Raw genomic sequence first — 24545 nt, forward strand, 5'->3', positions numbered from 1 at the left:
CGGGCTTCAATGGATTCCATGCCAATCCCAGCCCAAGCCACCGAACCCTGCACCGAGCACTTCGACTTGATCGTGGTGGGCGGCGGCCACGCCGGCTGTGAGGCGGCCCTCACCGCCGCGCGTCTGGGGCTACACACCGCCCTGTTTTCACTCAACCTCGATCGCATCGCCTGGCAGCCCTGCAACCCGGCGGTGGGCGGCCCGGCCAAGAGCCAGCTGGTGCACGAGGTGGATGCCCTCGGCGGCGTGATCGGCCGGCTGGCCGATGCCACGGCCCTGCAGAAGCGGGTGCTCAATGCCAGCCGCGGCCCCGCTGTGTGGGCCCTACGCGCCCAGACCGACAAGCGCCAGTACGCCCGCCAGATGCTGCAGCTGCTGCAGCACACGCCAAACCTGGCCCTGCGCGAAGCGATGGTGACCGGGCTGCTGGTGGAGGGCACCCCCGGCGAGGACGCCCGCATCAGCGGCATCCGTACCTACTTCGGCAGCAGCTATGGCGCCCCCGCCGTAATCCTCACCACCGGCACCTTCCTGGGCGGCCAGATCTGGGTGGGCAACCAGTCGATGAGCGCCGGCCGGGCAGGAGAGCAGGCCGCCGTTGGCCTCAGCGAAGCCCTCGAGGCGCTGGGCTTCCAGATGGGCCGGCTCAAAACTGGCACCCCAGCCCGGGTAGACCGGCGCAGCATCGCCCTCGACCAACTTGAAGAGCAGCCAAGCGATGCCGTAGATCGCTTCTTCTCCTTTGATCCGGCCTCCTGGGTGAGCGGCGAGCAGATGAGCTGCCACATGACCCGCACCACCGCCGCCACCCACCAGCTGATCCGCGACAACCTGCACCTCACCCCGATCTACGGCGGTTTCATCGACAGCAAGGGTCCCCGATACTGCCCCTCTATCGAAGACAAAATCGTGCGCTTCGCCGACAAGGAAAGCCACCAGATCTTTCTCGAGCCCGAGGGCCGCGACACGCCGGAGATCTACGTGCAGGGCTTCTCCACCGGCCTGCCGGAGCGGCTGCAGCTGGAGCTGCTACGCACCCTGCCGGGCCTAGAGCGCTGCGTAATGCTGCGGCCCGCCTATGCCGTGGACTACGACTACCTGCCCGCCACCCAGCTCAAGCCTTCGCTGGAAACCAAGCGGGTAGCAGGGCTGTTTTGCGCCGGCCAGCTCAACGGCACCACCGGCTACGAGGAAGCCGCGGCCCAGGGCCTGGTGGCTGGCCTCAACGCCGCCCGCCTGGTGGGCAACCAAGAGCCGGTGCACTTCCCCAGGGAGGGCAGTTACATCGGCACCATGATTGATGACCTGATCAGCAAGGATCTGCGCGAGCCCTACCGCGTACTCACCAGCCGCAGTGAATACCGGCTGGTGCTGCGGGGCGACAACGCTGACCGGCGCCTCACCCCCCTAGGGCGGGAGCTGGGCCTGATCGACGAGCGGCGCTGGGCCATCTACACCGCCAAACAACAAGCCATCAGCGCCGAAAAACAGCGCCTTGAATCGGTGCGCCTCAAGGGCAGCGATCCTGCCGCCGCAGCCGTGGAGGCCCAAACCCAAGCCCCCATAAGGGGATCGATCACCCTGGCCGACCTGCTGCGCCGCTCCGGCTTCCACAGCAGCGATCTGGTGCGCCTGGGCCTGGCACCGGCGGATTTGCCAAGCGACGTGCGTGAGGGCGCTGAGATCGACATCAAATACAGCGGCTACCTGGCCCGCCAGCAGCAGCAGATCGACCAGGTGAAAAAGCAGGAGCACCGGGCCATCCCGGCAGACGTTGATTACGCCGCTATCGACACCCTGTCAAAGGAAGCCCGTGAAAAACTCAGCACGATCCAGCCCCTCAGCCTGGGCCAGGCCGGCCGCATCCCGGGGGTCAGCCCAGCGGACGTCACCGCCTTGCTGTTGTGGCTCGAACTGCGCAAACGCCAAAGCTCGTCAAGCCCGCAAAGAGTCGGTAATATGATCGCAAAGGCATAAAAGGACAAGGCAATTGAGTCCGGCACGAGGCATCCCTACCTCCAGGGCCTACTGGAATCTCAAGGCCGAACAGGTGCTCAATCGGGTCTTCGAATCTGAAAAGCCAATTGAGGTGGAGGTCTGCGAAACCCCCTCACTATTTCCTGCCCCCAGCAACATTCCAGTCGAGCCGCAAGATAAACCACAAACCAAATCAAGCCTATTGCTGGCCGGAGCTTTTGTCACGGTTATGGTGGTGACAGGGATGGGGCTGGCCGCGCTCGGCATTTGGAACCAAAGCCAGCAAGCGATTCGGCAGGAGCGCAATATGCTGCTGATCGAGCGGCTGCGCACCATGGGTCCTGGCGCAAGCCCAGCCCAAGCAAATAGGCCAGCCCAGACCACAGGCTTCATTGGCTCAGCTGAAGATGGAGAGCTGCCCCCACCGCCTCCAGGCGAACCCTGGATGGAAGAGCTGTCCAGCCTGCCAGCGAGCAGCGCCCCTCCAGCCAACGTACTAAAGGTGCCTGTAAACAGACAAATCACCAGCCCAGCTCCGACAGCCACTGGTTCAGCCAGTAGCAAAGACGGCAGCTCGCCCCAGCTGGTGGGGGTGGTGCAAGTGCCTGGGCAGAGCGGCGCCGCAATCTTCCAATTAGGCGGTAGCTCCACCAGCGCCGCCGTTGGCGAGAGCATCGGCAACAGCGGCTGGCGGCTGCGCTCAGCCAGTGGCGACACGGCAGTAATTGAGAAGGGCGGCGAGCAACGCCAGATCAGCATCAGTAGCGGCTTTTGAGCCCAACTCAACCTGCAGTGAATCGAACCAGCGTAATCAGCGTCTGTTTCAACAGCTCGGCAGTACTTGAGTCACTACTGCGCACAATACCGACAACAACATCTATTATTTTGGTGGATAATGGGTCTAGCGATTTTGCCATTACCCAAGACTTGGCAAATGCATACAACGCTCTGTTGATTAGCAACCCAGGCAACTCAGGCTTTGGCAGCGCCTGCAATCAAGGGGCAAGTTTATGCAAGACGGAATTTCTCTTCTTTATTAATCCTGACACCATTCTCAGGCCCTCAACAATTGCATTGCTGGAATCAGCAGCCGACACCCACCCAAAAGCCGCCTGCTTTAACCCCGGCATCATTAACCGCCAAGGCAAGCATTCATTCAAACGGCGCAGCTGCCTGCTGAAACCGCAACAAATAATGCCCCGCGGCACACCTCTGCAAGCAAGTGAAGTGCCAGTGCTCTCGGGTGCGGCACTCTTTGTACGAAAAGATGCTTTCGATCAAATCGGTGGTTTCGACGCTAATATTTTTCTATATCACGAAGATGACGATATCAGCATAAGATTTCGCAAGCAAGCAGGCCAAGCTTGGATTATTCCAGAAGCACAAGTTGTGCATCTAAGCGGTCATTCCAGCGGGCGCTCGGCCGCCGTCACAGCCTTAAAGGCTTGGCACATGGGGCGGTCGCTAGTTTATACCACAACCAAACATCATGTCAAGCATGCTTACTGCAAAGCCCTATTCTCAGCCCTGAGGCAGTTGTTATCACCAGCAACAATCCTAAGCAAACGAAAACTCTGGAAACATCGCGCTTTTCTGCAGGGAGTTCTCAGCGCTCGCAAAGATCAAGGCGCCATGAGCCTGCCATGCCCCTATGCCATCAGCCGGCCATAAAGAGCATTGATTTTGCCTGCCTCGCGCTCTAGCGAATGCCGCTCAATAACACGTTGGCGTCCTTGCTTCCCCATGCGCCACAACAAGCCAGGATTAGGAAGAAGGTGCTGTAACGCCCCAGTTAGTGAATCAGCCGATCCCGTTTGAAAAGAGGCGCCCACCTCGGAATCAACAACCTGTGGCCAGATTCCTGCACCGGAAACCAATACAGCGCGGCCACAAGCCATCGCCTCTAATGGGGTAAGGCCAAAACCCTCAGTTCGAGAAGCTGCCACACACAAAAGAACTCGGCGATAACAGGTCAACACCTCATCAAGGTTGAGATCACCCAAAAAAACGATCCGCTCACCAAAACCGGCCGCAATGATTTTTCTCTGCATGGCCTCAAAAAAAATCATATCCTTGGCCTGGCATAAACCCGTAAATACAGCCCCGAAGTCAGGGAAATCAGGAAGCACCCGAATTAAAGCCTCTACAAGTAGATCGGTCCCCTTACTCGGCCTGAGCCGGCCAAAAGCGCCTATCCAGTACAGACTCTGCAATGGCTGAGGAATCGCAACCCCAGGCAAAGAAACAGGCTGACGAAGGGCCGCCAAACAGTCACCATCGAGCGGAGAATAGTGATCAACATCTACTCCATGATAAATAACTTCAGCCAGGCAATCAAGCAAGCCGGCAGAACGTTCAGAAGTAGCAATAACCGCATCACAATGCTGAAGCAATGCGGCCAGACAGGCACCAGGGGGCTTTGGAGCTGCGGAGGTAAAAAGGATTTTCCAAGGCTGCTTTAAAAGTTTTTTAAGCAAAACTCCAATAGCAATTTCAATATCTCGTCGGGCATGCCAAACCCGGTATCGGCCCTGGGATGGTCGCGACCATCCCAGCCTCAACAGCTGCCACCACCGCACTTGAGCAGGCAGGCCCAGCCCGCCCCAATCCAGCAAGCCAATCGATAAATTCTGGCGCTGCAGGGGCACCAATGCACGCACCGTCGCCGACACCCCTGTGTAGCGGCGGTGCAGGTTGGTAACGACTACATCCGGCAATGCAACCGGCCGCTCGGTCGAACCCAATCCCACTACCAAGGCTTCGCTGCCTAGCCTATAGAGCACTGGTTTGGAGTCATCCTGATAGCTGCCGACAAGCTGCTGATCTCGCCGGAGCAGCTCTGGCAGCTCAACCTCAGCGACGGCAACACCGCCGCTGGCGACGGCCTGCTTAGCGGCCCTTGGCGCCTGCTGCTACTGGGTGACGGCAGCCCCACCCGGCACCTGGAGTCGCTCACGGGCAAGCCGGTGGAGATCGAGCTGATCGCCATGGCACCTGAACCGGCCATCCCCAGCGCCGGCGCGCCGCCGCCCCCAGAAGTCGTCGAGCTCGATGGTCCCCTGCTGCGGCGCCAGGTGTGGCTGCGCTGCGGCGACAAAACCCTGGCCTGGGCTGAGAGCTGGTGGAATCAAAGCCAGGCCGACGCCTACCTGCAGCAGCGGGAGCAACCGATCTGGCGCAGCCTGACGGCCAACCGGGCTGAGCTCTTTCGCGAGGTTGATGGCCTGGCCCTTGTTGCTGCTCCCTGGCTGGAGCAGCGCTTTGGCCTGGCGGGCCCCTTCTGGAGTCGCCACTACCGCTTTTTCCGCGGGGGCAAGGAGCTCACCGTGATTCGGGAGGTGTTCTCACCAGCCCTGGAGCACTGGCTGGGGCCGGCCAAGCTTTGTCACGATTTACAAACTCAGTAACGGCTTACAGCAATTCGAGGTTGACGGATTGACGCGCCTGGTGAATTGCCCAGCATGGGGCCACTTGCGCCGGGGATTCTGGCCATGACAACAAGCCCCTGGTTGAGCCTCACAGCCCTAGGCCGCATCTACGGCATATCCGCCGTGCATTGCGGCCGGCTACTTAGCGATGCCGGCCTGCGGCAGGAGAACGGGGCCCCCAGCTGCACAGCCCTCAAGCAAGGACTGGCCTATCAACACCATCCCCGCACCAGCAGCTGTAGCACCGTTTGGAACGGGGAAGGCTGCGCAACCCTGCTGCGGGAGCAGGGTCTGCGGCCCATGGCCGAGCGCAACCTAATCGATCAATGGGCCGATCTGCTCAGCGCCTTGGAGCAGGGGTCACCCTCGATCAATACCTCCGCCGAGGAAATGGCCAGCGACCTACCTGCAAACCTGGTGGCCCAGGTGAACCAGGAGCTGCGCCAGCGGGGCTGCAGGTTTCAGGTAAGACGCAAGGCTTCTGCCTGCAGGCGCGCCCGCTCCAGTAGCTCCCGCAGCTGATCCTCGTCGGTGTGGCTGAGGTTGCTGCGCAATAGCTTGGCCTGGGGGGCATGGGCGCGCAGGCGCTCGATCACCCGATCTGGCGTGGCTTCCCGCACCAGCAGGCACAGGGCCGCGCTGCCGCGGGGCAGGGTCTCGCCCAGCTCGCGCATGAAGCCATCGTTGATGCCGATGTCGGAAAGGGAGCCCGAGGCTGCGCCCACGCCCGCTCCCACGGCAGCACCGAGTAGGGGATTGAGAAACAGCAGGCCCACCAAGGTGCCCCAGAAACCCCCGCCCAGGGCGCCAGTAGCGGTGAGGTTCACGGCTTGGCGCAGGTGCACCTGGCCCTCGCTGTCATGCTCCACCACCACCGCATCCTCTAGGGCGATCAGACGCTCCCGCTGGATATCCACCAGCTCGCGCCGCACCTGTTCGGCTTCTTCCGCCTTCGGAAAGCCCACCACCACCAGACTGCCCATCTTTTAAATGCAATAGCAACCAACTTAACCAGCTCGCCGGAGCGGCCCCTCAGCCCCCAGCTCGGCGTCTGCTGGAGCGGGGCATGGCGCGGCCCGGGAGCTGAGATTGCTGGGATTGGGATGGGGGCTGGGGTTGGGTTTGGGGTGCCCTGGGCGGCTGCCGCTGCCAACGGGGCAGGGCGAAAGCATCATCATCTGGCCACTCCCCAGGCGCCACTTCTTGCTGGGGCTGGCCCCGGGGTGGCTCGGCGCTACGGCGAGAAATGGCATCCAGGCGGCGGCGCGGCGGGCCCTGGGAGCCCGATTCAGGGCGCGTCTCCTGCCAGGGCTCCCGCCAGTCGTCCTCGGCTTCAAGGATCCAATCGAGCTTGTTTTCCACCCAACGACCCAGGCCATCGAGCCGGCGTCCTTCGCCCCGGTTGCCGCTGCGGGAGCCTGGGCGGGCGCCCGACACGCCATCCACCAGCTGGCGGCCCGCACTCACCAAGCGATCTAAGTCTTTCCAGGATTCAGTCATGGACCCAAGCTAAAGATCCAGCTAGCGACGACGACCCGTCAGCCAGCGCTCCCGGCCCATCCCCACCAAAGCAATGGTGAGACCTCCGAATTCCAGGGTCCAGAGGAAAACGCCCATGGCAGTGCTGTGCTGCCAGGACCTTAGGCCGCCTGCTCAAATCGCAACAGACAACTGGCGTGCCAGCGGCCGCCGTGCAGCCGGTCACAACAGAAGCGGCAAGCCAAACCCCGCACCCGGCGGCGGTAGGGGGCGCTGACGCCGCAATTGGGGCAACAGGCCAGCCAGCGGGGCGGCCTGCTGCTGGCAGGCACGGGGTAGCGGTGGCGGATGCTCACCTTGAAGCCAGCCTGGGCGGCGTTGATAGCGGCCATACGGGCGCGGAAGTGGGGGCCATGGGCCTCCTCGACACCCACCACCCGATCCACCCAGGCGTGGATCATTTCGTGGCAGAGGGTGCTGAGGGTGGCTTCCTGCGGCAGGGTGTCTAGCAGGGGTCGCGACAGCACGATTTCGCACAGGGGGCGCCCATCGGCATGACGTCCGCGCCGGTAGAGCCCGGCGGTGCGGCGCATGCGGCCGTCGCTCCAGCGCAGATCCACTAAGCGCTGACCAGCAGGCGCCAGGCTGCCGTCAAACCATTCCCGGTCGAGCCGGTGAAACAGCGGCAGAAGAGGCTCAAGGGGCATGCCGCCGAGGGGCACAGGGACTGGGCGCATTGTGCCGAGCCCAGGCGCCAGGTCTCAAGCTGCAAGGCCGTCGGTCAGACTCTTGACCTCTCAAACGCAGTTGGAATCGAGATGGATTGGGGTATCGCCCGCGAGATCGGCACCAAGGCCCTAGCGGCTGGCGCAGGCTCCCTGCTGCTCTTCTGGACCGTGAACGCCGTGAAGCTGGTGCTCAGCGCCCGCGGCATCTCTCCACTGATCAAGCAGTTTTTCACCCAGGTGGCCAGCGGCCAGGTGGACGGCGCTTACATGCTCACCACTAAGAACTATCGCTCGCACGTGAACCGGCAGCAGTTCATCCGCTTCCTGGCGGGGCTGCAGCTCAACAAATACCGCAACCTCAAATCCGGTCGGCCCCGGCTTGATGAAGGCCAGCTGATCCTGACGGTGAAGCTCAAAAGCGACGGCAAAGACGAGCTGCCCCTCGACTTCACCTTCGTTCAAATAGACGAGCAGTGGCGGGTAGACCGGATCACCAAGCTGGCAGCGGCCTGATTCAGTCGCCGTGAGCGCCGCTCCCCCCAACCAGGCCCGCGCCGGCGAATTGCGGCAGCTGCTGCAAAGGGCCGCCCACGCCTACTACGTGCTGGATGCTCCAGAAATGGAGGATTCGGTCTACGACCGGCTCTACCGAGAGCTGCTGGAGCTCGAAGCAGCCCACCCGGAGCTGATCACCCCAGACAGCCCCACCCAACGGGTGGGCGGTGCCGCAGCGGAGGGCTTCAGCAGCGTGGAGCACCGCATCGGCCTGCTCAGCCTCGACAACGCCTTCAACCCGGGCGAGCTGGAGGCCTGGTACGGCCGGCTGCTCAAGGTGCTCGACCGCGAGCCGGCCACCCCCCTAGAGATGGTCGGGGAGCTGAAGATCGACGGCAACGCCCTAGCCCTCAGCTACGAGCAGGGGCTGTTGGTGCAGGCCGCCACCCGGGGCGACGGCGAGCGGGGCGAGCAGATCACCGCCAACGTGCGCACCATCGCCTCGGTGCCCCTACGGCTGCAGCTCGAGAACCCACCTGCCTGGGTTGAGGTGCGGGGCGAAGCCCTGATCCCCGATGACACCTTTGCGACCATCAACGCCGAGCGGGCGGCCCGCGGCGAGGCCCTGTTTGCCAACCCCCGCAACGCCTGCGCCGGCACCCTGCGCCAGCTGGATCCCAAGGTGGTGGCGGCGCGGCGGCTGGATTTCTTCGCCTACACCCTTCATCTGCCCCAAGACACGCCCCAGGGGCCCAGCAGCCAGTGGCAAAGCCTGCAATGGCTGCAAGCTGCTGGCTTCAAGGTGAACCCCAATACCGAGCTACTGCCGGATCTGGCGGCGGTGCTGGCCTTCTTCAGCGCCTGGGACACGGGCCGCCGCGCCCTGCCTTACGCCACCGACGGCGTGGTGGTAAAGCTCAACGACCTGCGCCTCCAGGACGCCGCCGGCTTCACCCAAAAGGCGCCCCGCTGGGCGATCGCGCTCAAATACGCCGCCGAGGAGGCGCCGAGCACCTTGCTGCGGCTGGCCTGCCAGGTGGGGCGCACCGGGGTGGTAACACCCGTGGCCGAATTTGAGCCGGTGCCCCTGGCCGGCACCACCGTGAGCCGAGCCACCCTGCACAACGCCGATCGCCTGGCCGAGCTGGATTTGCACGCCGGCGACACGATCGTGGTACGCAAGGCCGGCGAGATCATCCCCGAGGTGGTGCGGGTGCTGAGCGAGCTGCGGCCAGCGGGGGCCGTGCGGCTGGAGCTACCCCAGGAATGCCCTGAGTGCGGCTCGCAGCTGATGCGGGAGCAGGGCGAGGCGGCCACCCGCTGCGTGAATTCCAGCTGCCCGGCGATCCTGCGCGGCGCCCTGCGCCACTGGGTGAGCAAGGGGGCCCTAGATGTGGATGGCCTGGGGGCAAAGCTGATCGAGCAGCTGGTGGATCGGGGCCTAGTGCGCTCAATCGCCGATCTCTATGGCCTCGATGGGGCCCTGCTGGCCAGCCTGGAGCGCATGGGAGCCAAGAGCGCCGCAAACCTGGTAGAGGCCCTGGCCGCCTCCAAACAGCAACCGTGGCACCGCCAGCTTTACGGCCTGGGCATCCACCACGTGGGGGAGGTGAGCGCCAAGGCGCTCGCTGCCGCCTTCCCCAGTGCCGCTGAGCTGGCAACCGCCGCCGCCACCGCCGCCGCCCCCCCCCCATCAATCACCGCCGTGTTCGGCATCGGCGCTGAAATCGCCCAATCGCTGCAGCAGTGGTTTGCCACCCCTGCCAACCAGCTGTTGCTGGAGGATCTGGAGCGGCTGGGCTTCTCCCTGGCAGCCGGGCCCGAGGAGCGGGCGGCGTCAGCTGCGGCGGCGGGCCAGCAGGCGCCCCTAGCCGGGCAGACTTTTGTGCTCACCGGCAGCCTGCCCTCCCTCAGCCGCAGCCAGGCCCAGGCCCTTATCGAAGCCGCCGGCGGCAAAGTGAGCAGCTCAGTAAGCAAGAAAACCAGCTATGTAGTGGCGGGCGAAGAAGCCGGCAGCAAACTCAGCAAGGCCGAGAGCCTAGGGGTGGCGGTGTTGGATGAAGCGGGGCTGCGGGAGCTGCTTAAGGCTGCAACTGCTTAGGGATGGAGCAGGGCGATCACTTCAGCCGTAGATCCCTCCTCATCAAAATTCAGGGTTTCCTTCAGTCGCTTGATTTCGAGGGTCCATTAGCGCTGCGCCCGGCAAGATGGCTTGATGGAGCAACCCCATCCGCAGGCTTACCGCTGGATAAAGACGGAGTGCGGCCGCGCCAAATACGACCAGCTGGCCGCCAAATCGGGTCTGTTTTCCCGTCTGCGGTTGGCCTGGTTTGTGCTGATCGCGGCCCTGCGGGATTGGCAGCTGGCCGGTTCAGATCACTTGGATCCAAATCAAACACCAGGTTCTGAACCCTGAAGCGCCCGCTGCGCCGCCTTACCAACTAGCCAAACGCTGGCGACGGTGGCCAGCAGGCCGCCTATGCGCAGGGCCCAGGTGCCGGCATCGGCCTCGCCGGAAAGCACCTCGCCGAAACGAGCCACATCACCGGCCAGGGCTCCCAGGCCGCAAAACAGGATCGTGCCGGGCAGGATGCCGATCAAGCCAATGGAGTAGTCGCGCAGGCTCACCTCACTGAGGCCATAGGCGAAATTGAGCAGGGAGAAGGGAAAGGCCGGCGAGAGGCGGGTGAGCAGCACCAGCTTCAGGCCCTCACGACTCACCGCCTGCTCGATCGCCAGCAGCTTCGGCACCGCCGCCAGCCGCCGCCGGGCCCAATTGCGCAACCAGGTGCGGCCGAGCAGAAAAGCGGCCTCGGCCCCCAGGCAGGCCCCTACAAACACGATCAAGCTGCCCCACCAGGTGCCATACAGGGCGCCAGCCAGCATCGAGGCCCACACCCCCGGCAGCAGCAGGGTTACCCAGAGCGCGTAGAGGGGCACAAAGGCCAGGGCGCCTGCAGGGGAGCGCAGGAGGTCAAGCAACTTGGCTGTCGTCTCAGGATTCAGCCAGTCGCCGGGGAGGGGCATGGATGAACGGAAGCAGCAACAGCCATCCTGCAGCGTGAAGCTTGGATCGGCGGGTCCTAGTCGGCGGCCGCCACCCGCTCTACAACGGGTAGAGAAAGAGAAGCTCCCATGCCAATCCGCCCCTCGGGCGCAGCGGGTAAACCGTGGCCCCGCTGGCTGGTGCCCGGCCTGGCGGCCCTGGCCCTGGCCGGTGTGGGGATCGGGCTGGCGGTGCGGCAGAACCAGCGGCATCAGGCTGAGCAGACCCAGCAGCAGCAGCCCCTGCCGCGGCGGATCGCCGCCCTGGGGAGGGTGGAGCCGCTCGATCGGGTGGTGAAGCTGTCGGTGCCGGCCTCGCTCAGCAACGATGCCGTGCGCGAGCTGCGGGTGAAGGAGGGCCAGCAGGTGAGCAAAGGCCAGGTGCTGGCGGTGATGGACAGCGCCCAGAGCCTCGATCGCAGCGTGCGGGAAGCCCAGGCGGCGGTGCAGGTCGCGGAGCGCAAGGTGACGGCCCAGGCCAGCGTGATCAGCCGCTACCGGGCCGAGCTGACCCAGGCGACGGTGGAGCTGCGGCGCTACAGCCAGCTCTACGCCCAGGGGGCCAGCAGCGCCGAGGTGCGCGACCGGCGGATCACGATCGAGAGCACCAGCCGGGCCAACCTGGAGCAGGCCCTCAGCGACGAGGCCACCCTGCGGGCCGAACGGGACGAATCGCGGGCGACCCTGGCCCGCGATCAGGCCGAACTGGCCAAGGCCACGATCCGTGCGCCCTTCGGCGGCACGGTGTTCAAGATCAACGCCTACCCGGGCGACAAGGTGGGCGATGAGGGCATTCTTGAGCTGGGCGACAGCAGCCGCATGGGGGTCATCGCCGAGGTGTACCAGACCGACCGGGGCGGCATCAGCCTGGGCCAGCGGACGGTGATCAGTTCCGATGGCTTCCCCGGCAAACAGATGGAGGGCAAGGTGGTGGAGATCGCCCGCCAGGTGAGCCGCCAGAGCGTGTTCAGTGGTCAGGCAGGCGAAAACCTCGACCGGCGGGTGTTTGAGGTGAAGATCGGCCTGGGGCCGGAGGCGGCCGCGATGGCAAGCGCCATCAACTACCTGCAGGTGAACGTGCTGTTCGAGCCACTCACGCCCGAGCAGCAGCGCGAGCAGCGCCAGCGGCTGGATCAGCTGGTGGAGCAGCAGCGGCGCGAACAGAGCGGCCTGTCGCAGCCGAGCCCGCGATGAGCCTCAAGATCCCGCGCCTGCCGCCTTTGCCCCTGGTGCTGCGCCGCACGCCCCTGGCCTGGCGCCAGGCGATCCACCGGCCGATGCGCCTGGCCGCCGCCATCGCCGGGGTCAGCTTCGCCAACGTGCTGGTGTTCTTCCAGCTGGGGCTCTCCGGCGGCCTATACGACAGCCAGAAGCGCCCGATCCAGCAGATCAACGGCGAATTGGTGATGGTTAGCGGCCGCTACCTCTACCTGGGTGAGCAGGTGAACTTTCCCCGTGCCCGACTCACCCAGGCCCTGGGGGTGGAAGGGGTGAAGGCGGTTACACCGCTGTATTTGGGCCTGAGCCAGTGGCTCAACAGCGACACCCGCCAGCAGAAACAGGCGCTGGTCTTCGGCATCGCGCCGGAGAACCCGGCTCTGCGACTGCCCGAGCTGGCCAGCGATCGGCTGCTGCTGCAGCGCGGCGATGCCCTGCTGTTCGATGTGCGCTCCAAGGCCAACGCCGGTCCAGTGGCCGCCACGGTGCGGCGCGAGGGCAGCTACGAGACCGAGCTGGGCGGCGTGCGGTCGGTGGTGACCGGGCTGTTCTCGCTGGGGCTCACCTTCGCTGCCGATATCAACCTGGTGACATCAAGCACCAACTTCAAAAACTATTACCCCAACCAGAGCGCCGACGACATCCAGATGGGCGTGATTCAACTGCAGCCAGGCGTAGACCCGCTGCGGGTGAAGGCCACCCTGGCCACCTTCCTCGATCCCTCGGTGAAGGTGTTCACAATTGAGGAGCTGGCCGCCGCCGAGGAGGCTTACTGGCGCCGCAACAGCTCCTTCGGCCTGATCTTCGGCCTGGGAGTGCTGGTGGGTCTAGTGGTGAGCGGCATCATTGTGTATCAGATCCTCTACTCCGACGTAAGCGATCACCTAACGGAGTACGCCACCCTCAAGGCGATTGGCTACGACGACGGCTTCGTGGTGGGAATCATCCTGCAGGAGTCACTGATCCTGGCCCTGCTGGCCTTCGCCCCCAGCCTGTTGCTCTCGCTGGGGCTCTACGGCTTCCTGGCCCGCTCCACCTCACTGATGGTGGTGATGAGCGCCGGCCGAGCGGTGCTGGTGTTCGCCTTCACCCTGGGGGTGTGCGGCGTGTCGGGCTGGCTGGCCACCGCCAAGCTGCGCCGCCTCGATCCAGCCGACATCTTCTGACTATGGCGCCACCAATCACATCCCTGATTGCACCATTGATTACGGTCGAGCACCTCGACCACGCCTTCGTGGAGGCGGGGGCCGACAAGCCGGTGCTCCACGACATCAGCCTGAGCGTGCAGCCAGGCGAGATCCTGATCCTCACCGGTCCCTCGGGTTCGGGCAAGACCACCCTGCTCACCATGCTGGGCGGGTTGCGGGCGGCCCAGTGCGGCAGCCTGCGCATCCTGGGATCGGAGCTTCTGCACGCTGATCGGACCACCCTCACCCGGCTGCGTCGCCAGGTGGGTTTCATCTTCCAGGCCCACAACCTGCTGCCCTATCTCACTGCCCTCGAAAACGTGCGGGTAGGCCTGGAGGTGCACCCCGACTGGCTGGAGCGAGGCCGGCCGGCGATGGATGAACGCTGCGCGGTCATGCTGGCCGAGGTGGGCTTGGCCGAGCGGAGCGGCTACTACCCCGACAAGCTCTCCGGCGGCCAGAAGCAGCGGGTGGCGATCGCCCGTGCCCTGGCGCCCCAGCCCCAGCTGCTACTGGCCGACGAGCCCACTGCCGCCCTCGACAAGGATTCGGGCCGGATGGCTGTGGAGCTGTTTCGCCAGCTGGCCGACGAGCAGGGGGCGGCGATCGTGATGGTGACCCACGACAACAAGATCATCGACATCGCTAACCGAGTGGTGAGCCTGGAGGACGGCCGGCTGGTATCTGTAGCTTGAGCGGCGCGCGCCGCAGACCAGCCATCCCTGCTGTGCACCGATCTCCAGCTCAGTTGTCGATAAAGATTGAGTGTGCCGTACGCACGACCCGTGGATCGGGCGCATCGACGATGTCGTGGTCCTTATGTTCGTAGTCCAGTGCATAGAGAACGCTACGGATGGCGCCGAGACGAGCTCTCTTCTTCTCATTTGAGTTGATGATCGTCCATGGCGCCAAGAGGGTGTCGGTGGCAAGCAGCATCTCGTTGCGAGCTTTGGTGTACTCGTCGTACTTCGCCACGCTGATCTCGTCGGTGAGCGACATCTTCCACTGCTTGAGCGGATCCTCACGCCGGTCATCAAAGCGAAGCTTCTGTCGACCCTGCGACACGGTGAACCACAACTTGAAGAGCATGATTCCACTACTGACAAGTGACTGTTCGAAGGCGGAAACCTGTCGGAGGAAGAGGGCATGCTCCTGAGGCGTGCAGAAGCCCATCACCTTCTCCACGCCGGCCCTGTTGTACCAGGACCTGTCAAACATCGTGATTTCTCCTGCCGATGGCAGGTGCGGGACATAGCGCTGGAAGTACCACTGGGTCACTTCAGCATCGTTGGGTTTCGGCAGCGCGACATGTTGACTACCACGAGGGTTCAGATGCTCGCGAAAGCGCTTAATCGCTCCACCCTTGCCCGCCGCATCGCGACCTTCAAATATAATTACGACGCGCTGTCCGACAGCCTTGATGTGACGCTGCGCCTTGAGCAATTCGATCTGCAGCGATTCGAGGTCTCGTTTGTAGTCCTTCTTGCCAATCGGTTCGTCGTAGGGAAGATCATTCTGCATCTCCTCGATCGTCTCGACGGGCAATGGACCCTGCTTCTTGCTCATGTGCGTTGCGATCGAACAGCAGCCCCAGGCAGACGGCCCATCCCTCAGGATAGTCACGACGAAGGTGCTTGACCTTCAACCCGATGTCTTTGGCGATCTGACGAAGCAACGGTGACGCGATATCGCGGGACTGCAGATGGGATCGGCGTTCACGGACAACCTCAACGTCCGATTTTCAGAGGATGGCGGCGGGAAACTGCTTCAGTCCACCCAGTTTTCGATCCGAAGCTCCGCGTAGGCCTGGAAGTCGACAGGATTGTTGGTCACCAGGGCGACACCCAGGGCCAGGGCGTGGGCCGCGATCAACTTGTCGAGAGCATCGCGGCGGCGCAGGCGGGTCGCCCAGAGCACGGGCCCGTAAGCAGCCGCAGCCTGGCCATCGAACGGCGCCACGGGGATCTCCAAGAGAAACTGATCCAGGGCCTCACGGTTGCGCTCAGCCTCCGCCCCTGAGGCGATCACGCCAAATTCCAGCTCCGCCGCCGTGATCGCCGAAATCACCACCTCGCCCACCCGGCATGCCGCGAAGCGGTCAGCCACCTGGGGAGGCTGGTGCTTCATCAGATAGATGCAGATGTTGGTGTCGAGCAGGTAGAGGGGGCTCAGGCTCACAGACTCTCCCGTCTGGCCTGCTCTTGATCGCCGCGGCCCGCTGCCATGAAACCAGGGGAGAACCGGGCCAAGGCCGCCAGGGCACCACAAATCGGCCGGCCTGCAGGGCGGAGGCGCAGCTCGTCGCCCACCCGCTCGATCTCGAGCTCCATGTCGCTGCGCGGATAGGCGAGCGCGGCAGGAATGCGAACCGCCTGGGAATGGCCATTGCGGAACAACCGGGTGGTGACCATGGCAACAGGGCTTGGATGTACAGGTGCATCCTAGGCGGTTTTCAGCCCAGATCCGCCAACCGCCGGCGAGCCAGCTCGGCCTGGGATTCGGCTTCGGCCAGGTTTGCCTTGCACTCGAGCACCACCTCAGGTGGGGCCTTATCTGCAAAATTTGGATTGGCGAGGCGACCCGCCAGACCCTTGATCTCCCTATCGGCTTTGGCGATGTCCTTCTCCAGGCGGCCGCGCAAGGCGGCCAGATCCACCAAGCCCTCAATCGGCAGCAGCACCTGCAGCTCACCGCTCACGCCAGCCAGAGCCTTGGTGGCAGGGCTGGCGGCGGCGGAGGCGGGATCGAGCACCTCCACCCTTTCCGCTCGGGTGAGGGCCGTGATATCAGGGCTGGCCTCCTGCAGCAGGGCTGCCAGCTCAGCGCGGCCAGTCACAAACGACACCGGCGCGCTCTGGCTGGGCTTGAGCCCCGCCACTGCCCGCAGGTTGCGCACCACCCGAATCGCCTCGATCAGCTCGGCAAACTGGGCTTCAAGCTGATCGTTTAGAGCGGCCTGATCAAGCGCCGGCCAGCTCTGCAGGGCCAGAAAGCTGCTCTCTGGCTGGCCAGTGAGGCCGTGCCAAAGCTCCTCGCTCAGGTGCGGCATCAGCGGATGCAGCATCACCAGCAACTCGCCAAGAACCTTGGCTAATACAGAGCGGGCGGTGCGCTGGTCGGCAAGGGCTGCTGGGCTCGGGTTTTCACCTGGGTTGAGCCGCCGCTTGATCAGCTCCACATACCAATCGCACACCTCGTTCCAGGCGAACTCATACAGCCCCTTGGCCGCCTCGCCCAGGCCGTAGTTGCCGTAGCGCTCAGCCGTATCAAGGTTGACGCGGGCCAGCCGCGAGAGGATCCAGCGATCCGCCAGCTGCAGCGCCGCCGGATCCGGCTCGCCCAGCGAAGCGGGCATCTCGCCCCCCAGGTTCATCAAAGCGAAACGGGTGACGTTCCAGAGCTTGTTGGCGAAGTTGCGCGAGGCCTCCACCGTGGCGGAGGTGTCGGATTTGCGGTCGTAGTCGAGGCGGATGTCCTGGCCGGCACCAGCCACCTCACGCACCAGGGCGAAGCGCAGGGCATCGGCGCCATAGCGTTCAATCAGCAGCAGCGGGTCGATGCCGTTGCCAGAGGACTTGCTCATCTTGCGGTTCTGTTCATCCCGCACCAGGCCGTGGATGTACACGTCTCTAAAGGGCATCTGGCCCGTAAAGGCGCCGGCCAGCATCGTCATCCGGGCCACCCAGAAGAAGATGATGTCGAAGCCCGTCACCAGCACGCTGGTGGGATACCAGCGCTCCAAGTCGGCAGCATCGGCATCCGGCCAGCCCAGGGTGGAAAAAGGCCACAGGCCGCTGGAAAACCAGGTATCGAGGGCGTCGGGGTCCTGCTCCAGCACCACCGGATGGGCATGGACACCCCCAGCGAACTGGGCCTCCGCCTTGAGCCTGGCTTCCGACTCATCGCGGGCCACCACATAGGGCGTGTTGTCGGTGATCACACCGCCCGTTTCACTCACCACAAACCAGGCGGGGATGCGGTGGCCCCACCACAGCTGACGGGAGATGCACCAGTCGCGGATGTCGGTGAGCCAGTCGCGATACACCTTGCTCCAGCGCTCCGGCACGAAGCGGGGATCGGCGTTCTCGAGGGCCTCCCGGCAGCGGGCCGCCAGGGGCTCGGTTTTCACAAACCACTGGGTGGAGAGCAGGGGCTCCACCGGCACCTTGCCGCGATCTGAGAAGGGCACGCTGTGGCGGTAGTCCTCCACACGCGCCAGGAAACCCTCCGCCTCCATGGCGGCCACCACCGCTTGGCGAGCCTCGAAGCGATCCAAACCAGCGAAGCGGCCGGCCGCTTCATTCATGCTGCCGTCCTTGGCCATCACCGTGATCAGCGGCAGGTTGTGGCGCTGGCCGATGGCGAAGTCGTTGGGATCGTGGGCCGGGGTCACCTTGACGCAGCCCGTGCCGAACTCCGCATCCACGTGGTCGTCGGCCACGATCGGGATCTGGCGCCCCACCAGCGGCAGGGTGAGGGTCTGGCCCACTAGATCGACGTAGCGCGGATCCTTGGGGTTCACCGCCACGGCCGTGTCACCCAGCAGGGTTTCGGGCCTAGTGGTAGCCACTTCCAGGTGAGTGCGACCATCGGCGGCGGCACCGCTGCTGAGCGGGTAGCGGAAATGCCAGAGGTGGCCGTCCACCTCCTTCATCTCCACCTCCAGATCGCTCACCGCCGAACCCGAGGCCGGGCACCAGTTCACCAAGTATTCGCCCCGGTAGATCAGCCCCTGCTCATGCAGGCGATTAAAGGCTTCGATCACGGCGGCGCTGCAGCCGGCATCGAGCGTGAAGCGCTCCCGCCGCCAATCCACCGAGTAACCGAGCCGGCGCAACTGGCCCACGATCGTGCCGCCGCTCTCGGCTTTCCAGGCCCAGGCCTGCTCCAGAAAGGCTTCGCGGCCTAGGTCTTCTTTGCGTTTGCCTTCGGCTTTGAGCTGCTTCTCGAGGATCGTCTGCACGGCGATCGAAGCGTGGTCGGTGCCCGGCAAACACAAGACGTTTTTGCCGCGCAGGCGCTGGAAGCGCACGATCGTGTCGATCAGGGCGGTGTTGAAGGCATGGCCCATGTGCAGGCTGCCGGTGACATTTGGCGGCGGAATCACCACAGAAAATGGCTCGCCGGGGGCAGCGGGATCCGGGTGGAAGGCGCCGCTGCTCTCCCAAGCTTGCTGCCAGCGGCTTTCCGTGCCCGCCGGGTCGTAGGTCTTGGGTAGGTTGGCCTCGGGCACGGGGATGGGGCTTGCGGGGCCCCATCGTCTCAAAGGGTCCGCGTCAGGCTCCTTGCCGGCGATCTGATTGGACAACCCTTGATCTCCTTCTTCAGCAGGCTGTGTCGCCCCCTTCACCCTCAGGACCGAAGGCCACCCCCGGACGCGATCAGCAGCACCAGCACCCGCTGCGGCGCGGTGGCCTCGGTCACAAGCGACGGTTCGGACGTTTGACCAGGCTCTCAAAACGGGCAAGGCGGGAGACAATGGAAGGACGTACCTAGTCCATGGCCCTGCTTCCGGCTCTCCGCCTCAGGTCGCATCAGCGCAAGGGACTGCTACTGAGCCTCCTATGCGGCCTCTCCATGACCGGCTGCAGCGGCAAATTGGAGCTGCCCAATTTCGTTTACATGGCGATCGGCACCAACGCCGAACAGACCATCGATACCGAACTGGTGGAAGAGTTGCGCATCCGGATGAGATTGCTCTTTGCCGCATATCGCCAGATTTACTCGGCGACGCTTTTTCAATTTGCTCTTTACAGCGAAGACAAAATTGCCGAGGCGATGAAACGGCGCACCAAGGCAGGGCTCGGCCCCGATCTGATGTACGTCAATGGCGACACTGCCCGCAAACTTATGGAACGGGGGCTGGTGGACCCATATCCAATCACCCCGGAACTAGAAGCCCTCTTGAACAGGCAAGACTTAAATCGGCTGCGTGCAGGTAACAAACAACTAGCCGGTCTTCCCATCCTGATCCAAACACAGGTGGCTTGCTTCAATCGTCAACGCCTGCCGAATCCGCCCTCCACCCTCAATGAGCTTCTAGATGCCAGCGCCCTAGGCAACTCTATCGGGCTGAGTGTGGACTTCGCCAATCTGTTCTGGACAGCCGGCAGCGTTGGTGCTCTCAACGGCCTAAACCGAGCGGCAGCGGGGGAGCCCCCTAGCCCGGAGGAACGAGACAGCATTGTCCGCTGGTTGGCCTGGCTGCAAAACGCCAGCAACCAGCAGCGCGTGACCTTCTATTCCGACCCTGCGTCGGCAGTTCAGGAGTTCAGCGCTGGCCGACTCGACTGGATCCCATGTGCGAGTGTCAACCTGCCAAGAATCCGCAAAAGCCTCGGCCCGGCCCTTGGTGTGGCCAGTCTGCCCAGGGGGCCCGGCGGCCTGCCCAGTCCTGTGAACCGTCTGAGGGTGCTGGCCCTGGGCCGCAATTCCAGCCCGGCCGGCCGCAAGCGAGCCCTAGCCTTCGGCCGCTTCAGTATTAACCCGTTGGTGCAACGCAGCCTCACGCTCGGGTCCCAGACCGTTCTGCCGGCGAACCGTTTCGTAAAGGTTCCCGTACAGAGCTCCCTCACCCTTGCCGCCATGGTCGACTCCCAGACCGCAGGACAACGCAGCACCACCATGGTGGAGAGGCTTCAGAACGACGACCCACGCTTCAAACGCATCCAGAACCTGATCACAAAGCTGGTGTTCGGCGAAGTGAGTCCCCACTCAGCCACCAGTGAGCTGATCCGCGTGTTCGAGAGGAAACCATGAGAGAGCTGCTGCTTGAAATCCTTGGCTGGCTGGGCTACTTGGAGCGGCCCACCGTGCTGCTGCAGTTGACGGTGGTTCTGGTCGTGATGATCGGCACGCACCAAGAGCGGCTTTGCAAGCTGCTGCCCCGCTGGCCAGCTGCGCTGTGTGCACCGCTAGGACTCAGCCTGATCGCACTCAGTAGTTGGGTGTTAGCGGCGCTGGGGCTACCCCACGGACTGGCGCTGCTACTGGGCATCCTCTGGCTGGGCTGGTACGGACTGCACCTGCTGGACCGCTTGTTGAGGCGCTGGTTACCAGAAGAGCGGGTGCATCAATTAAACAGCCGACTACTGCGACCGGCCTATCTGCTGGTGGCGGCCCTTGCTCTGATCAGCGAGGTCGATAGCCTGAACGACTTGGCCGTAGCTCCCCTCGGCGAAGTATCCGGGGTGGCCATCAGCGCAGGGAAATTATTTCAGGCGCTGCTCGTGATCTACCTAGTGCTTGTGGGCTGCGGCCCGCCGGCAGCGGGCCTGGCCTGGTTGATGCAGCGAGCGGTGGGTATGAGCGAAGGCAGCCGCAAGGCCATGGAGCTGATGTTGCGCTACGCGGTGGTGGGGATCGGATTGGTGGCTGTGGCGGTTGACTTAGGGCTGAACACCACGGCCCTTATCGCGGTGGCCGGTGGGTTGTCGGTGGGGCTGGGCTTCGGCATCAAGGAGGTGTTCTCCAACTTCGTGAGCGGCATTTGGCTGTTGTTCGAAGGATCGGTGCGGCCCGGCGAAGTGCTGATGCTCGATGGCGACCCCTGCGAGGTGCGCAAGCTGGGGCTGCGGGCGACCCTGCTCTGGCGCGACCGCGACAACGCCGAACTCCTAATCCCCAACCAGACCTTCTTCACAGAAGCCGCCACCACTTACACCGCTAGCGACCGCATGCGCCGCAGTCAGGTAAACGTTGGCGCCGCTTATCACCACAACCCAGCGGAAGTTATTTCCCTACTCGAGGCCACAGCGCTAGAGGTGGCAAGAGTGCTTCCCCAGCCAGCCCCCAAAGCCCTACTGCTGAACTACGGCGACTCCGCTATTAATTACGGCCTGCGCTTCTGGATCGCCAACCCGATGGACAACGTGGGTATCTGTAGCGAGGTTAACCAGGCAATTTGGCAGGCCTTCCGAGACAACAGCGTTGAAATCCCCTTTCCACAACATGTGGAGTATTCCATGCAGTGGCCACCGGAGCGGCATCAAAATTCAGTGTCTGAAGAGAGACTGCGAATTCAGCAGGTAATTTCTCGCTCTCCTTAAAATCAGCGAGCACACCATTCGCAGGCGCCTAAGGTCCTAAACTTATCTAAGTGTCTCTTAAATCTATGATTGAAGACCTCCTGGGCGCAGTTCGTAACAACTAAGATCTGTAACGCCAGTTGCGCGGAGTAACAACCGCCGCCGGCCTAGCCGAAGTAGCCGCCCAAGCTGGCTTCAATAGCGACAACGCCTTGGCCCTGCGCAACTTCGACAACCTCGGCTGGGATGTGGGTGAGTTGGCCTGGGCTGCCAAAACCTGGGAGCTTGCCGATCAGGCCTGAGCGAGCCGGCCCAGGTAGGTCTGGTAGCTGCCGGCATTGATCCAGCCGGTAGCGATCGTTTTGCTGTGCTCCTCGCTGACCCTGCCCCGGTGGATGTGGGAGGGACCAGCCGGAAAGATCACGAGCTTGCCCCGCTCAGCCGGCTCGTGGTGATCCTGCCAATGGAACTCCGTGCCTCCCTTGGGCACGTCGTTGCAATAAAGAATCCAGGCCAGCACGCGATGTACCGGTTCGGTGGCCTCGTCGCTGATTGTCCAGTCGCAGTGCCAGCGCTTGAAACCCTCACCAGGGGCGTAGCGCTGCAGGTTGAAGATCGGATTTACAAACAATTCCTGCTCCGGGCAGCACTGGCGAAAGAGGGCCCGCTCCTGCAGGTAGCGCTCCAGCCCAGCCGTTACGCCGCGCAGGATCACCTCCGCCAGGGCGAAGGCCTCAGGATCGGAGCGGTCGATGGCCACCAGGCTGATGTCGGTGGAAATTTTGGCGGGCTCAGTTTTGCCGCCAGGGCCAAAGGCCACCCCGGGCCGCCGCAGGTCAACCCGGCGCTCATAAAAAGCCATCACCCCATCGGCGAGGGCCTCGAAGCCGGCATTGCGATAGGTAGCAAGCAGATTCATCAGGAACGCTCCTGCCAGGGAAGGGCCAGGGCCGCCTCCAACTGCTGCCAGCGCTGCGGCTCCGCCGCGACCCTTGCCAGCAGACCCAGCCGCTCCAGCGCCGCCGCCACCCGCCCATGATCCAGGGGCCCAGCGGGCCCTAAGGGCAGCACCAACACCTGGGGCTCGGCGGGATCGGCCAGCACCCGCAGCTCCAAATCCTCCAGCTCGCGCTCAAAGAAGATTCGCCGCATGCGACCGGTGAGCCCTGGCCCCAGCGCCTCGGCATAGGCCTCCAGCGACTCACGCTCGCCGCTGCAACCGCAATTGAGCGCCAACCAGATCAACAGCTTGGCCCAGCTTTCAGCGCTCCAGAGCGGCTGAAAGCTCTCGCGGTGCTGCCGCACCAGCTCGCTAATGGCGAAATCAAACAGGGTTGCCTGCAGGTTGATGGCATTCATGCCTGCCATCCTGCCCAGCTGCCGGCAGACTGCAGGGGCATGTAACTGCCGCACCCATGGCCCTCGACTTCAACGACCCCGATTTGGAGTTCAGCGATCTCGTGTACGCCTACCAGAGCTGGGTAATGGCAGTGATCAACGACGAAAAGCTCGACGGCGAAGAAACCCTGCTCACCGACGAGATCGCTGACGACGCCCTCAACGCCATGCGCTTTCTGCCCGGCGAGGTGACCAGCGCCATCGAAACCAGCCTCGCCCGTGTCTACGACGTAGATGCCGACGAGCTCGCCAGCCTGCTGTTCCCAGAGGGCTGACGCACCCCACAGGAGCGCCGATGCCCATTCCTTTTGCAGAAGCCCACAGCCGCCAGGCTTCCCTGGTGGCTGATGTGCGGCGTTGGCCTGCTGGTAATGCAGAGCCCGCATATCACTGCCTTTGCGACAAGCGATTGAGCAGCTGGGTGCAGTGCTCCATGAGCACCGGCAGATCGGTCTGAACCGCACCCCAAACCACACGGTCACTCACCTTCAAGTATTCGTGGGTGAGCAGGTTCCGAAAGTCGATGATCTGCCTGCCCTCTGGGATGGCAGCGAAAATCTCAGGATCCCGTTGCGCGATCACCCGGAGCGCCTCGCCGATGATCGTGAACTCCCTCTCCACGGCCGAACGGATCAGACGAGTGCTGGTGTAAGTGTCTTCGTCAATGGAGCCGGTGGCCTCCTGGATGGCTGCCGCCGCCTCCAGGATGTCGCTTAGGTAGGCGCTGGGATCACGCGGCGGCATAGATCTCGCGCTTGCTGGCTTCGATCGACTGCCGGATGTAGGGGTTGCGCACGGCATCCGCCATAACCAGGTCAACCCGAGGGGCCAGGCTCTGCCGGAGATCGTTGAGCAACGCGAAGTAGGTCTTGTAAAGGCTGGAGGCGTCGAGCGGCTGGAACTCCACCAGCAGGTCGATGTCGCTCTCCCCTGGCCGGTAGTCGGCCCGCAGCACCGAGCCAAAGGCATGCAGGCGTGCCACGTGGTGGCGCTTGCAGGCAGCGGCGATGGCGTCGAGCTCGGGCTGGGGGAGAGAGAAGCTCATAGACCCCATTGTGCTCGGATATTTAGGTCACCGCAGGGCTCCTTACCCCCAGCCTAAGGCGCTAGCTCCTCCAAACCTGGAACCTTGAACTCCTAAAAATTAAAAATGCGCGATGCCGGGTTCGAACCAGCGACATCCTGCTTGTAAGGCAGGCGCTTGAAGCTCAGATCGACTCCAGCACAATGGCTCTCAGCGAGACGCGAAGGCGTGGGGTGAAATCTGGGGGAAATGGACTTTGCGTCTGTTGCTTGCCTTTATAGACAAGCTCAAAGTGATTGGGGCAAAATTCTGTAGGGTCCAAGGCAATTCACAAGGGTTTTGCGCTGCAATGCAGGTTCAAAAGTCGGACGTGGTTACAGGTCTCTTAGCTCTCTTAGTTGCCGGCCCTATAGGGATGGTGGCGTCGCCTTTCGCCTATCGCCGCCTTAGGGCTAAAACGAAGCGGCCGCGTCTTTACTGGTTCCTCCTTGGATTGGCAACCCTTCCCCTTTGCTGGGCTCCTTTGGTGATTCTTTTGC

Annotated in this window: 28 protein-coding genes and 1 tRNA gene; 15 read left to right on the top strand and 14 right to left on the bottom strand. The window is 63.5% G+C overall.

Annotated features, from left to right (window positions below; genetic code table 11):
* Positions 1-18: 18 nt before the first annotated feature.
* The 3 genes from mnmG to AC01FP_RS07240 are packed head-to-tail and all read left to right on the top strand — an operon-like array spanning position 19 to position 3648.
* Complete coding sequence (mnmG, locus tag AC01FP_RS07230; protein ID WP_474479189.1) at positions 19-1977, top strand: tRNA uridine-5-carboxymethylaminomethyl(34) synthesis enzyme MnmG; 1959 nt, start codon at positions 19-21, stop codon at positions 1975-1977.
* 13 nt (positions 1978-1990) lie between these two features.
* On the top strand, positions 1991-2752 hold the full coding sequence (locus tag AC01FP_RS07235; protein ID WP_474479190.1) for a hypothetical protein: 762 nt from the start codon (positions 1991-1993) through the stop codon (positions 2750-2752).
* A 17-nt stretch (positions 2753-2769) separates the two neighbouring features.
* On the top strand, positions 2770-3648 hold the full coding sequence (locus AC01FP_RS07240; RefSeq protein ID WP_474479191.1) for a glycosyltransferase family 2 protein: 879 nt from the start codon (positions 2770-2772) through the stop codon (positions 3646-3648).
* Here the strand turns inward: AC01FP_RS07240 and AC01FP_RS07245 are convergent.
* Positions 3627-4721: a glycosyltransferase family 4 protein gene (locus AC01FP_RS07245; RefSeq protein ID WP_474479193.1), complete on the bottom strand. Its 1095-nt coding sequence runs from the start codon at positions 4719-4721 to the stop codon at positions 3627-3629. The genes AC01FP_RS07240 and AC01FP_RS07245 overlap by 22 nt on opposite strands.
* Positions 4722-4793: 72 nt before the next feature.
* Between AC01FP_RS07245 and AC01FP_RS07250 the strand changes: the two genes are divergently transcribed.
* Both AC01FP_RS07250 and AC01FP_RS07255 read left to right on the top strand, forming a co-directional pair.
* On the top strand, positions 4794-5384 hold the full coding sequence (locus AC01FP_RS07250) for a chorismate lyase (protein WP_474479221.1): 591 nt from the start codon (positions 4794-4796) through the stop codon (positions 5382-5384).
* A gap of 84 nt (positions 5385-5468) precedes the next feature.
* On the top strand, positions 5469-5927 hold the full coding sequence (locus AC01FP_RS07255; protein WP_474479194.1) for a hypothetical protein: 459 nt from the start codon (positions 5469-5471) through the stop codon (positions 5925-5927).
* Here the strand turns inward: AC01FP_RS07255 and AC01FP_RS07260 are convergent.
* The 3 genes from AC01FP_RS07260 to AC01FP_RS07270 all read right to left on the bottom strand — a co-directional run bounded on the left by AC01FP_RS07260 (position 5867) and on the right by AC01FP_RS07270 (position 7591).
* Positions 5867-6388 carry a DUF1269 domain-containing protein gene (locus tag AC01FP_RS07260; protein WP_474479195.1) on the bottom strand — a complete coding sequence of 174 codons (522 nt, stop codon included), beginning with the start codon at positions 6386-6388 and terminating at the stop codon, positions 5867-5869. The two genes, AC01FP_RS07255 and AC01FP_RS07260, sit on opposite strands and share 61 nt — an antisense overlap.
* A gap of 49 nt (positions 6389-6437) precedes the next feature.
* Complete coding sequence (locus tag AC01FP_RS07265) at positions 6438-6905, bottom strand: hypothetical protein (RefSeq protein WP_474479196.1); 468 nt, start codon at positions 6903-6905, stop codon at positions 6438-6440.
* A gap of 140 nt (positions 6906-7045) precedes the next feature.
* Positions 7046-7591 (bottom strand): SprT family zinc-dependent metalloprotease, encoded by a 546-nt coding sequence (locus AC01FP_RS07270; protein ID WP_474479222.1) that lies wholly within the window; start codon positions 7589-7591, stop codon positions 7046-7048.
* A gap of 111 nt (positions 7592-7702) precedes the next feature.
* Here AC01FP_RS07270 and AC01FP_RS07275 point away from each other — a divergent pair, with 111 nt between their 5' ends.
* The 3 genes from AC01FP_RS07275 to AC01FP_RS07285 all read left to right on the top strand — a co-directional run bounded on the left by AC01FP_RS07275 (position 7703) and on the right by AC01FP_RS07285 (position 10523).
* Positions 7703-8125, top strand: a complete 423-nt coding sequence (locus tag AC01FP_RS07275) for a hypothetical protein (protein ID WP_474479197.1) — start codon at positions 7703-7705, stop codon at positions 8123-8125.
* 10 nt (positions 8126-8135) lie between these two features.
* Positions 8136-10208, top strand: coding sequence for an NAD-dependent DNA ligase LigA (ligA, locus tag AC01FP_RS07280; RefSeq protein WP_474479198.1), 2073 nt, complete (start codon positions 8136-8138; stop codon positions 10206-10208).
* Between the two features lie 114 nt (positions 10209-10322).
* Entirely contained in the window at positions 10323-10523 is a 201-nt protein-coding gene (locus tag AC01FP_RS07285) for a hypothetical protein (RefSeq protein WP_474479200.1), read from the top strand.
* On the opposite strand, the gene AC01FP_RS07290 is transcribed toward AC01FP_RS07285, so the two are convergent.
* On the bottom strand, positions 10499-11134 hold the full coding sequence (locus AC01FP_RS07290) for a TVP38/TMEM64 family protein (RefSeq protein ID WP_474479201.1): 636 nt from the start codon (positions 11132-11134) through the stop codon (positions 10499-10501). The two genes, AC01FP_RS07285 and AC01FP_RS07290, sit on opposite strands and share 25 nt — an antisense overlap.
* Positions 11135-11242: 108 nt before the next feature.
* On the opposite strand from AC01FP_RS07290, the gene AC01FP_RS07295 reads away from it, so the two are divergent.
* Genes AC01FP_RS07295 through AC01FP_RS07305 form a run of 3 tightly spaced genes read left to right on the top strand, consistent with a single transcriptional unit; the run spans position 11243 to position 14252 of the window.
* A complete protein-coding gene (locus AC01FP_RS07295; protein ID WP_474479202.1) occupies positions 11243-12346 on the top strand; it encodes a hypothetical protein in 1104 nt (367 codons plus the stop codon).
* Positions 12343-13536 carry an ABC transporter permease DevC gene (gene devC / locus AC01FP_RS07300; protein WP_474479204.1) on the top strand — a complete coding sequence of 398 codons (1194 nt, stop codon included), beginning with the start codon at positions 12343-12345 and terminating at the stop codon, positions 13534-13536. Before AC01FP_RS07295 ends, devC begins: the two co-directional genes overlap by 4 nt.
* A 2-nt stretch (positions 13537-13538) precedes the next feature.
* The gene (locus AC01FP_RS07305; RefSeq protein WP_474479205.1) at positions 13539-14252 is read left to right on the top strand and encodes an ATP-binding cassette domain-containing protein; all 714 of its coding nucleotides are present in this window, start codon (positions 13539-13541) and stop codon (positions 14250-14252) included.
* Positions 14253-14301: 49 nt separating this feature from the next.
* Here AC01FP_RS07305 and ppk2 read toward each other — a convergent pair whose 3' ends face one another.
* The 4 genes from ppk2 to AC01FP_RS07325 form a co-directional block, all read right to left on the bottom strand.
* Positions 14302-15123 carry a polyphosphate kinase 2 gene (gene ppk2 / locus AC01FP_RS07310; RefSeq protein ID WP_474479206.1) on the bottom strand — a complete coding sequence of 274 codons (822 nt, stop codon included), beginning with the start codon at positions 15121-15123 and terminating at the stop codon, positions 14302-14304.
* A 201-nt stretch (positions 15124-15324) separates the two neighbouring features.
* Positions 15325-15735, bottom strand: coding sequence for a PIN domain-containing protein (locus AC01FP_RS07315; protein WP_474479208.1), 411 nt, complete (start codon positions 15733-15735; stop codon positions 15325-15327).
* Positions 15732-15968, bottom strand: a complete 237-nt coding sequence (gene vapB, locus AC01FP_RS07320; RefSeq protein ID WP_474479209.1) for a type II toxin-antitoxin system VapB family antitoxin — start codon at positions 15966-15968, stop codon at positions 15732-15734. Before vapB ends, AC01FP_RS07315 begins: the two co-directional genes overlap by 4 nt.
* A gap of 41 nt (positions 15969-16009) precedes the next feature.
* Positions 16010-18790, bottom strand: coding sequence for a valine--tRNA ligase (locus AC01FP_RS07325; RefSeq protein ID WP_474479210.1), 2781 nt, complete (start codon positions 18788-18790; stop codon positions 16010-16012).
* A 266-nt stretch (positions 18791-19056) separates the two neighbouring features.
* On the opposite strand from AC01FP_RS07325, the gene AC01FP_RS07330 reads away from it, so the two are divergent.
* From AC01FP_RS07330 to AC01FP_RS07340, 3 genes are all read left to right on the top strand, one after another.
* The gene (locus AC01FP_RS07330; protein ID WP_474479211.1) at positions 19057-20316 is read left to right on the top strand and encodes an extracellular solute-binding protein; all 1260 of its coding nucleotides are present in this window, start codon (positions 19057-19059) and stop codon (positions 20314-20316) included.
* The gene (locus AC01FP_RS07335; RefSeq protein WP_474479212.1) at positions 20313-21605 is read left to right on the top strand and encodes a mechanosensitive ion channel family protein; all 1293 of its coding nucleotides are present in this window, start codon (positions 20313-20315) and stop codon (positions 21603-21605) included. The genes AC01FP_RS07330 and AC01FP_RS07335 overlap by 4 nt, the downstream gene beginning before the upstream one ends.
* 119 nt (positions 21606-21724) lie before the next feature.
* Positions 21725-21886 (top strand): hypothetical protein, encoded by a 162-nt coding sequence (locus AC01FP_RS07340; protein WP_474479213.1) that lies wholly within the window; start codon positions 21725-21727, stop codon positions 21884-21886.
* Here AC01FP_RS07340 and AC01FP_RS07345 read toward each other — a convergent pair.
* Together AC01FP_RS07345 and AC01FP_RS07350 are read right to left on the bottom strand one after the other, a co-directional pair.
* Entirely contained in the window at positions 21877-22503 is a 627-nt protein-coding gene (locus tag AC01FP_RS07345) for a 2OG-Fe(II) oxygenase (protein WP_474479214.1), read from the bottom strand. The two genes, AC01FP_RS07340 and AC01FP_RS07345, sit on opposite strands and share 10 nt — an antisense overlap.
* On the bottom strand, positions 22503-22952 hold the full coding sequence (locus tag AC01FP_RS07350; RefSeq protein ID WP_474479215.1) for a protein phosphatase: 450 nt from the start codon (positions 22950-22952) through the stop codon (positions 22503-22505). Before AC01FP_RS07350 ends, AC01FP_RS07345 begins: the two co-directional genes overlap by 1 nt.
* A 47-nt stretch (positions 22953-22999) precedes the next feature.
* On the opposite strand from AC01FP_RS07350, the gene AC01FP_RS07355 reads away from it, so the two are divergent.
* On the top strand, positions 23000-23257 hold the full coding sequence (locus AC01FP_RS07355) for a hypothetical protein (protein WP_322766143.1): 258 nt from the start codon (positions 23000-23002) through the stop codon (positions 23255-23257).
* 112 nt (positions 23258-23369) lie between these two features.
* Here AC01FP_RS07355 and AC01FP_RS07360 read toward each other — a convergent pair whose 3' ends face one another.
* From AC01FP_RS07360 to AC01FP_RS07370, 3 genes are all read right to left on the bottom strand, one after another.
* Positions 23370-23726, bottom strand: coding sequence for a HepT-like ribonuclease domain-containing protein (locus AC01FP_RS07360; RefSeq protein ID WP_474479216.1), 357 nt, complete (start codon positions 23724-23726; stop codon positions 23370-23372).
* Positions 23713-24027 (bottom strand): nucleotidyltransferase family protein, encoded by a 315-nt coding sequence (locus AC01FP_RS07365; protein WP_474479217.1) that lies wholly within the window; start codon positions 24025-24027, stop codon positions 23713-23715. Before AC01FP_RS07365 ends, AC01FP_RS07360 begins: the two co-directional genes overlap by 14 nt.
* Before the next feature lie 109 nt (positions 24028-24136).
* Positions 24137-24196, bottom strand: a tRNA-Val gene (locus tag AC01FP_RS07370).
* Between the last annotated feature and the right edge of the window lie 349 nt (positions 24197-24545).

The sequence above is a fragment of the Cyanobium sp. NIVA-CYA 375 genome (genome assembly GCF_056108345.1).

Coding starts and splice junctions, on each gene's coding strand:
- AC01FP_RS07260 (WP_474479195.1), bottom strand. CDS start 6,388: ATGGGCAGTCTGGTGGTGGTGGGCTTTCCGAAGGCGGAAGAAGCCGAA.
- AC01FP_RS07360 (WP_474479216.1), bottom strand. CDS start 23,726: ATGCCGCCGCGTGATCCCAGCGCCTACCTAAGCGACATCCTGGAGGCG.
- AC01FP_RS07345 (WP_474479214.1), bottom strand. CDS start 22,503: ATGAATCTGCTTGCTACCTATCGCAATGCCGGCTTCGAGGCCCTCGCC.
- AC01FP_RS07275 (WP_474479197.1), top strand. CDS start 7,703: ATGGATTGGGGTATCGCCCGCGAGATCGGCACCAAGGCCCTAGCGGCT.
- AC01FP_RS07265 (WP_474479196.1), bottom strand. CDS start 6,905: ATGACTGAATCCTGGAAAGACTTAGATCGCTTGGTGAGTGCGGGCCGC.
- AC01FP_RS07365 (WP_474479217.1), bottom strand. CDS start 24,027: ATGAGCTTCTCTCTCCCCCAGCCCGAGCTCGACGCCATCGCCGCTGCC.
- AC01FP_RS07270 (WP_474479222.1), bottom strand. CDS start 7,591: ATGCCCCTTGAGCCTCTTCTGCCGCTGTTTCACCGGCTCGACCGGGAA.
- AC01FP_RS07295 (WP_474479202.1), top strand. CDS start 11,243: ATGCCAATCCGCCCCTCGGGCGCAGCGGGTAAACCGTGGCCCCGCTGG.
- ppk2 (WP_474479206.1), bottom strand. CDS start 15,123: ATGAGCAAGAAGCAGGGTCCATTGCCCGTCGAGACGATCGAGGAGATG.
- AC01FP_RS07330 (WP_474479211.1), top strand. CDS start 19,057: ATGGCCCTGCTTCCGGCTCTCCGCCTCAGGTCGCATCAGCGCAAGGGA.
- AC01FP_RS07355 (WP_322766143.1), top strand. CDS start 23,000: ATGGCCCTCGACTTCAACGACCCCGATTTGGAGTTCAGCGATCTCGTG.
- AC01FP_RS07255 (WP_474479194.1), top strand. CDS start 5,469: ATGACAACAAGCCCCTGGTTGAGCCTCACAGCCCTAGGCCGCATCTAC.
- devC (WP_474479204.1), top strand. CDS start 12,343: ATGAGCCTCAAGATCCCGCGCCTGCCGCCTTTGCCCCTGGTGCTGCGC.
- AC01FP_RS07350 (WP_474479215.1), bottom strand. CDS start 22,952: ATGGCAGGCATGAATGCCATCAACCTGCAGGCAACCCTGTTTGATTTC.
- AC01FP_RS07335 (WP_474479212.1), top strand. CDS start 20,313: ATGAGAGAGCTGCTGCTTGAAATCCTTGGCTGGCTGGGCTACTTGGAG.
- AC01FP_RS07305 (WP_474479205.1), top strand. CDS start 13,539: ATGGCGCCACCAATCACATCCCTGATTGCACCATTGATTACGGTCGAG.
- vapB (WP_474479209.1), bottom strand. CDS start 15,968: ATGGTCACCACCCGGTTGTTCCGCAATGGCCATTCCCAGGCGGTTCGC.
- AC01FP_RS07285 (WP_474479200.1), top strand. CDS start 10,323: ATGGAGCAACCCCATCCGCAGGCTTACCGCTGGATAAAGACGGAGTGC.
- AC01FP_RS07290 (WP_474479201.1), bottom strand. CDS start 11,134: ATGCCCCTCCCCGGCGACTGGCTGAATCCTGAGACGACAGCCAAGTTG.
- mnmG (WP_474479189.1), top strand. CDS start 19: ATGCCAATCCCAGCCCAAGCCACCGAACCCTGCACCGAGCACTTCGAC.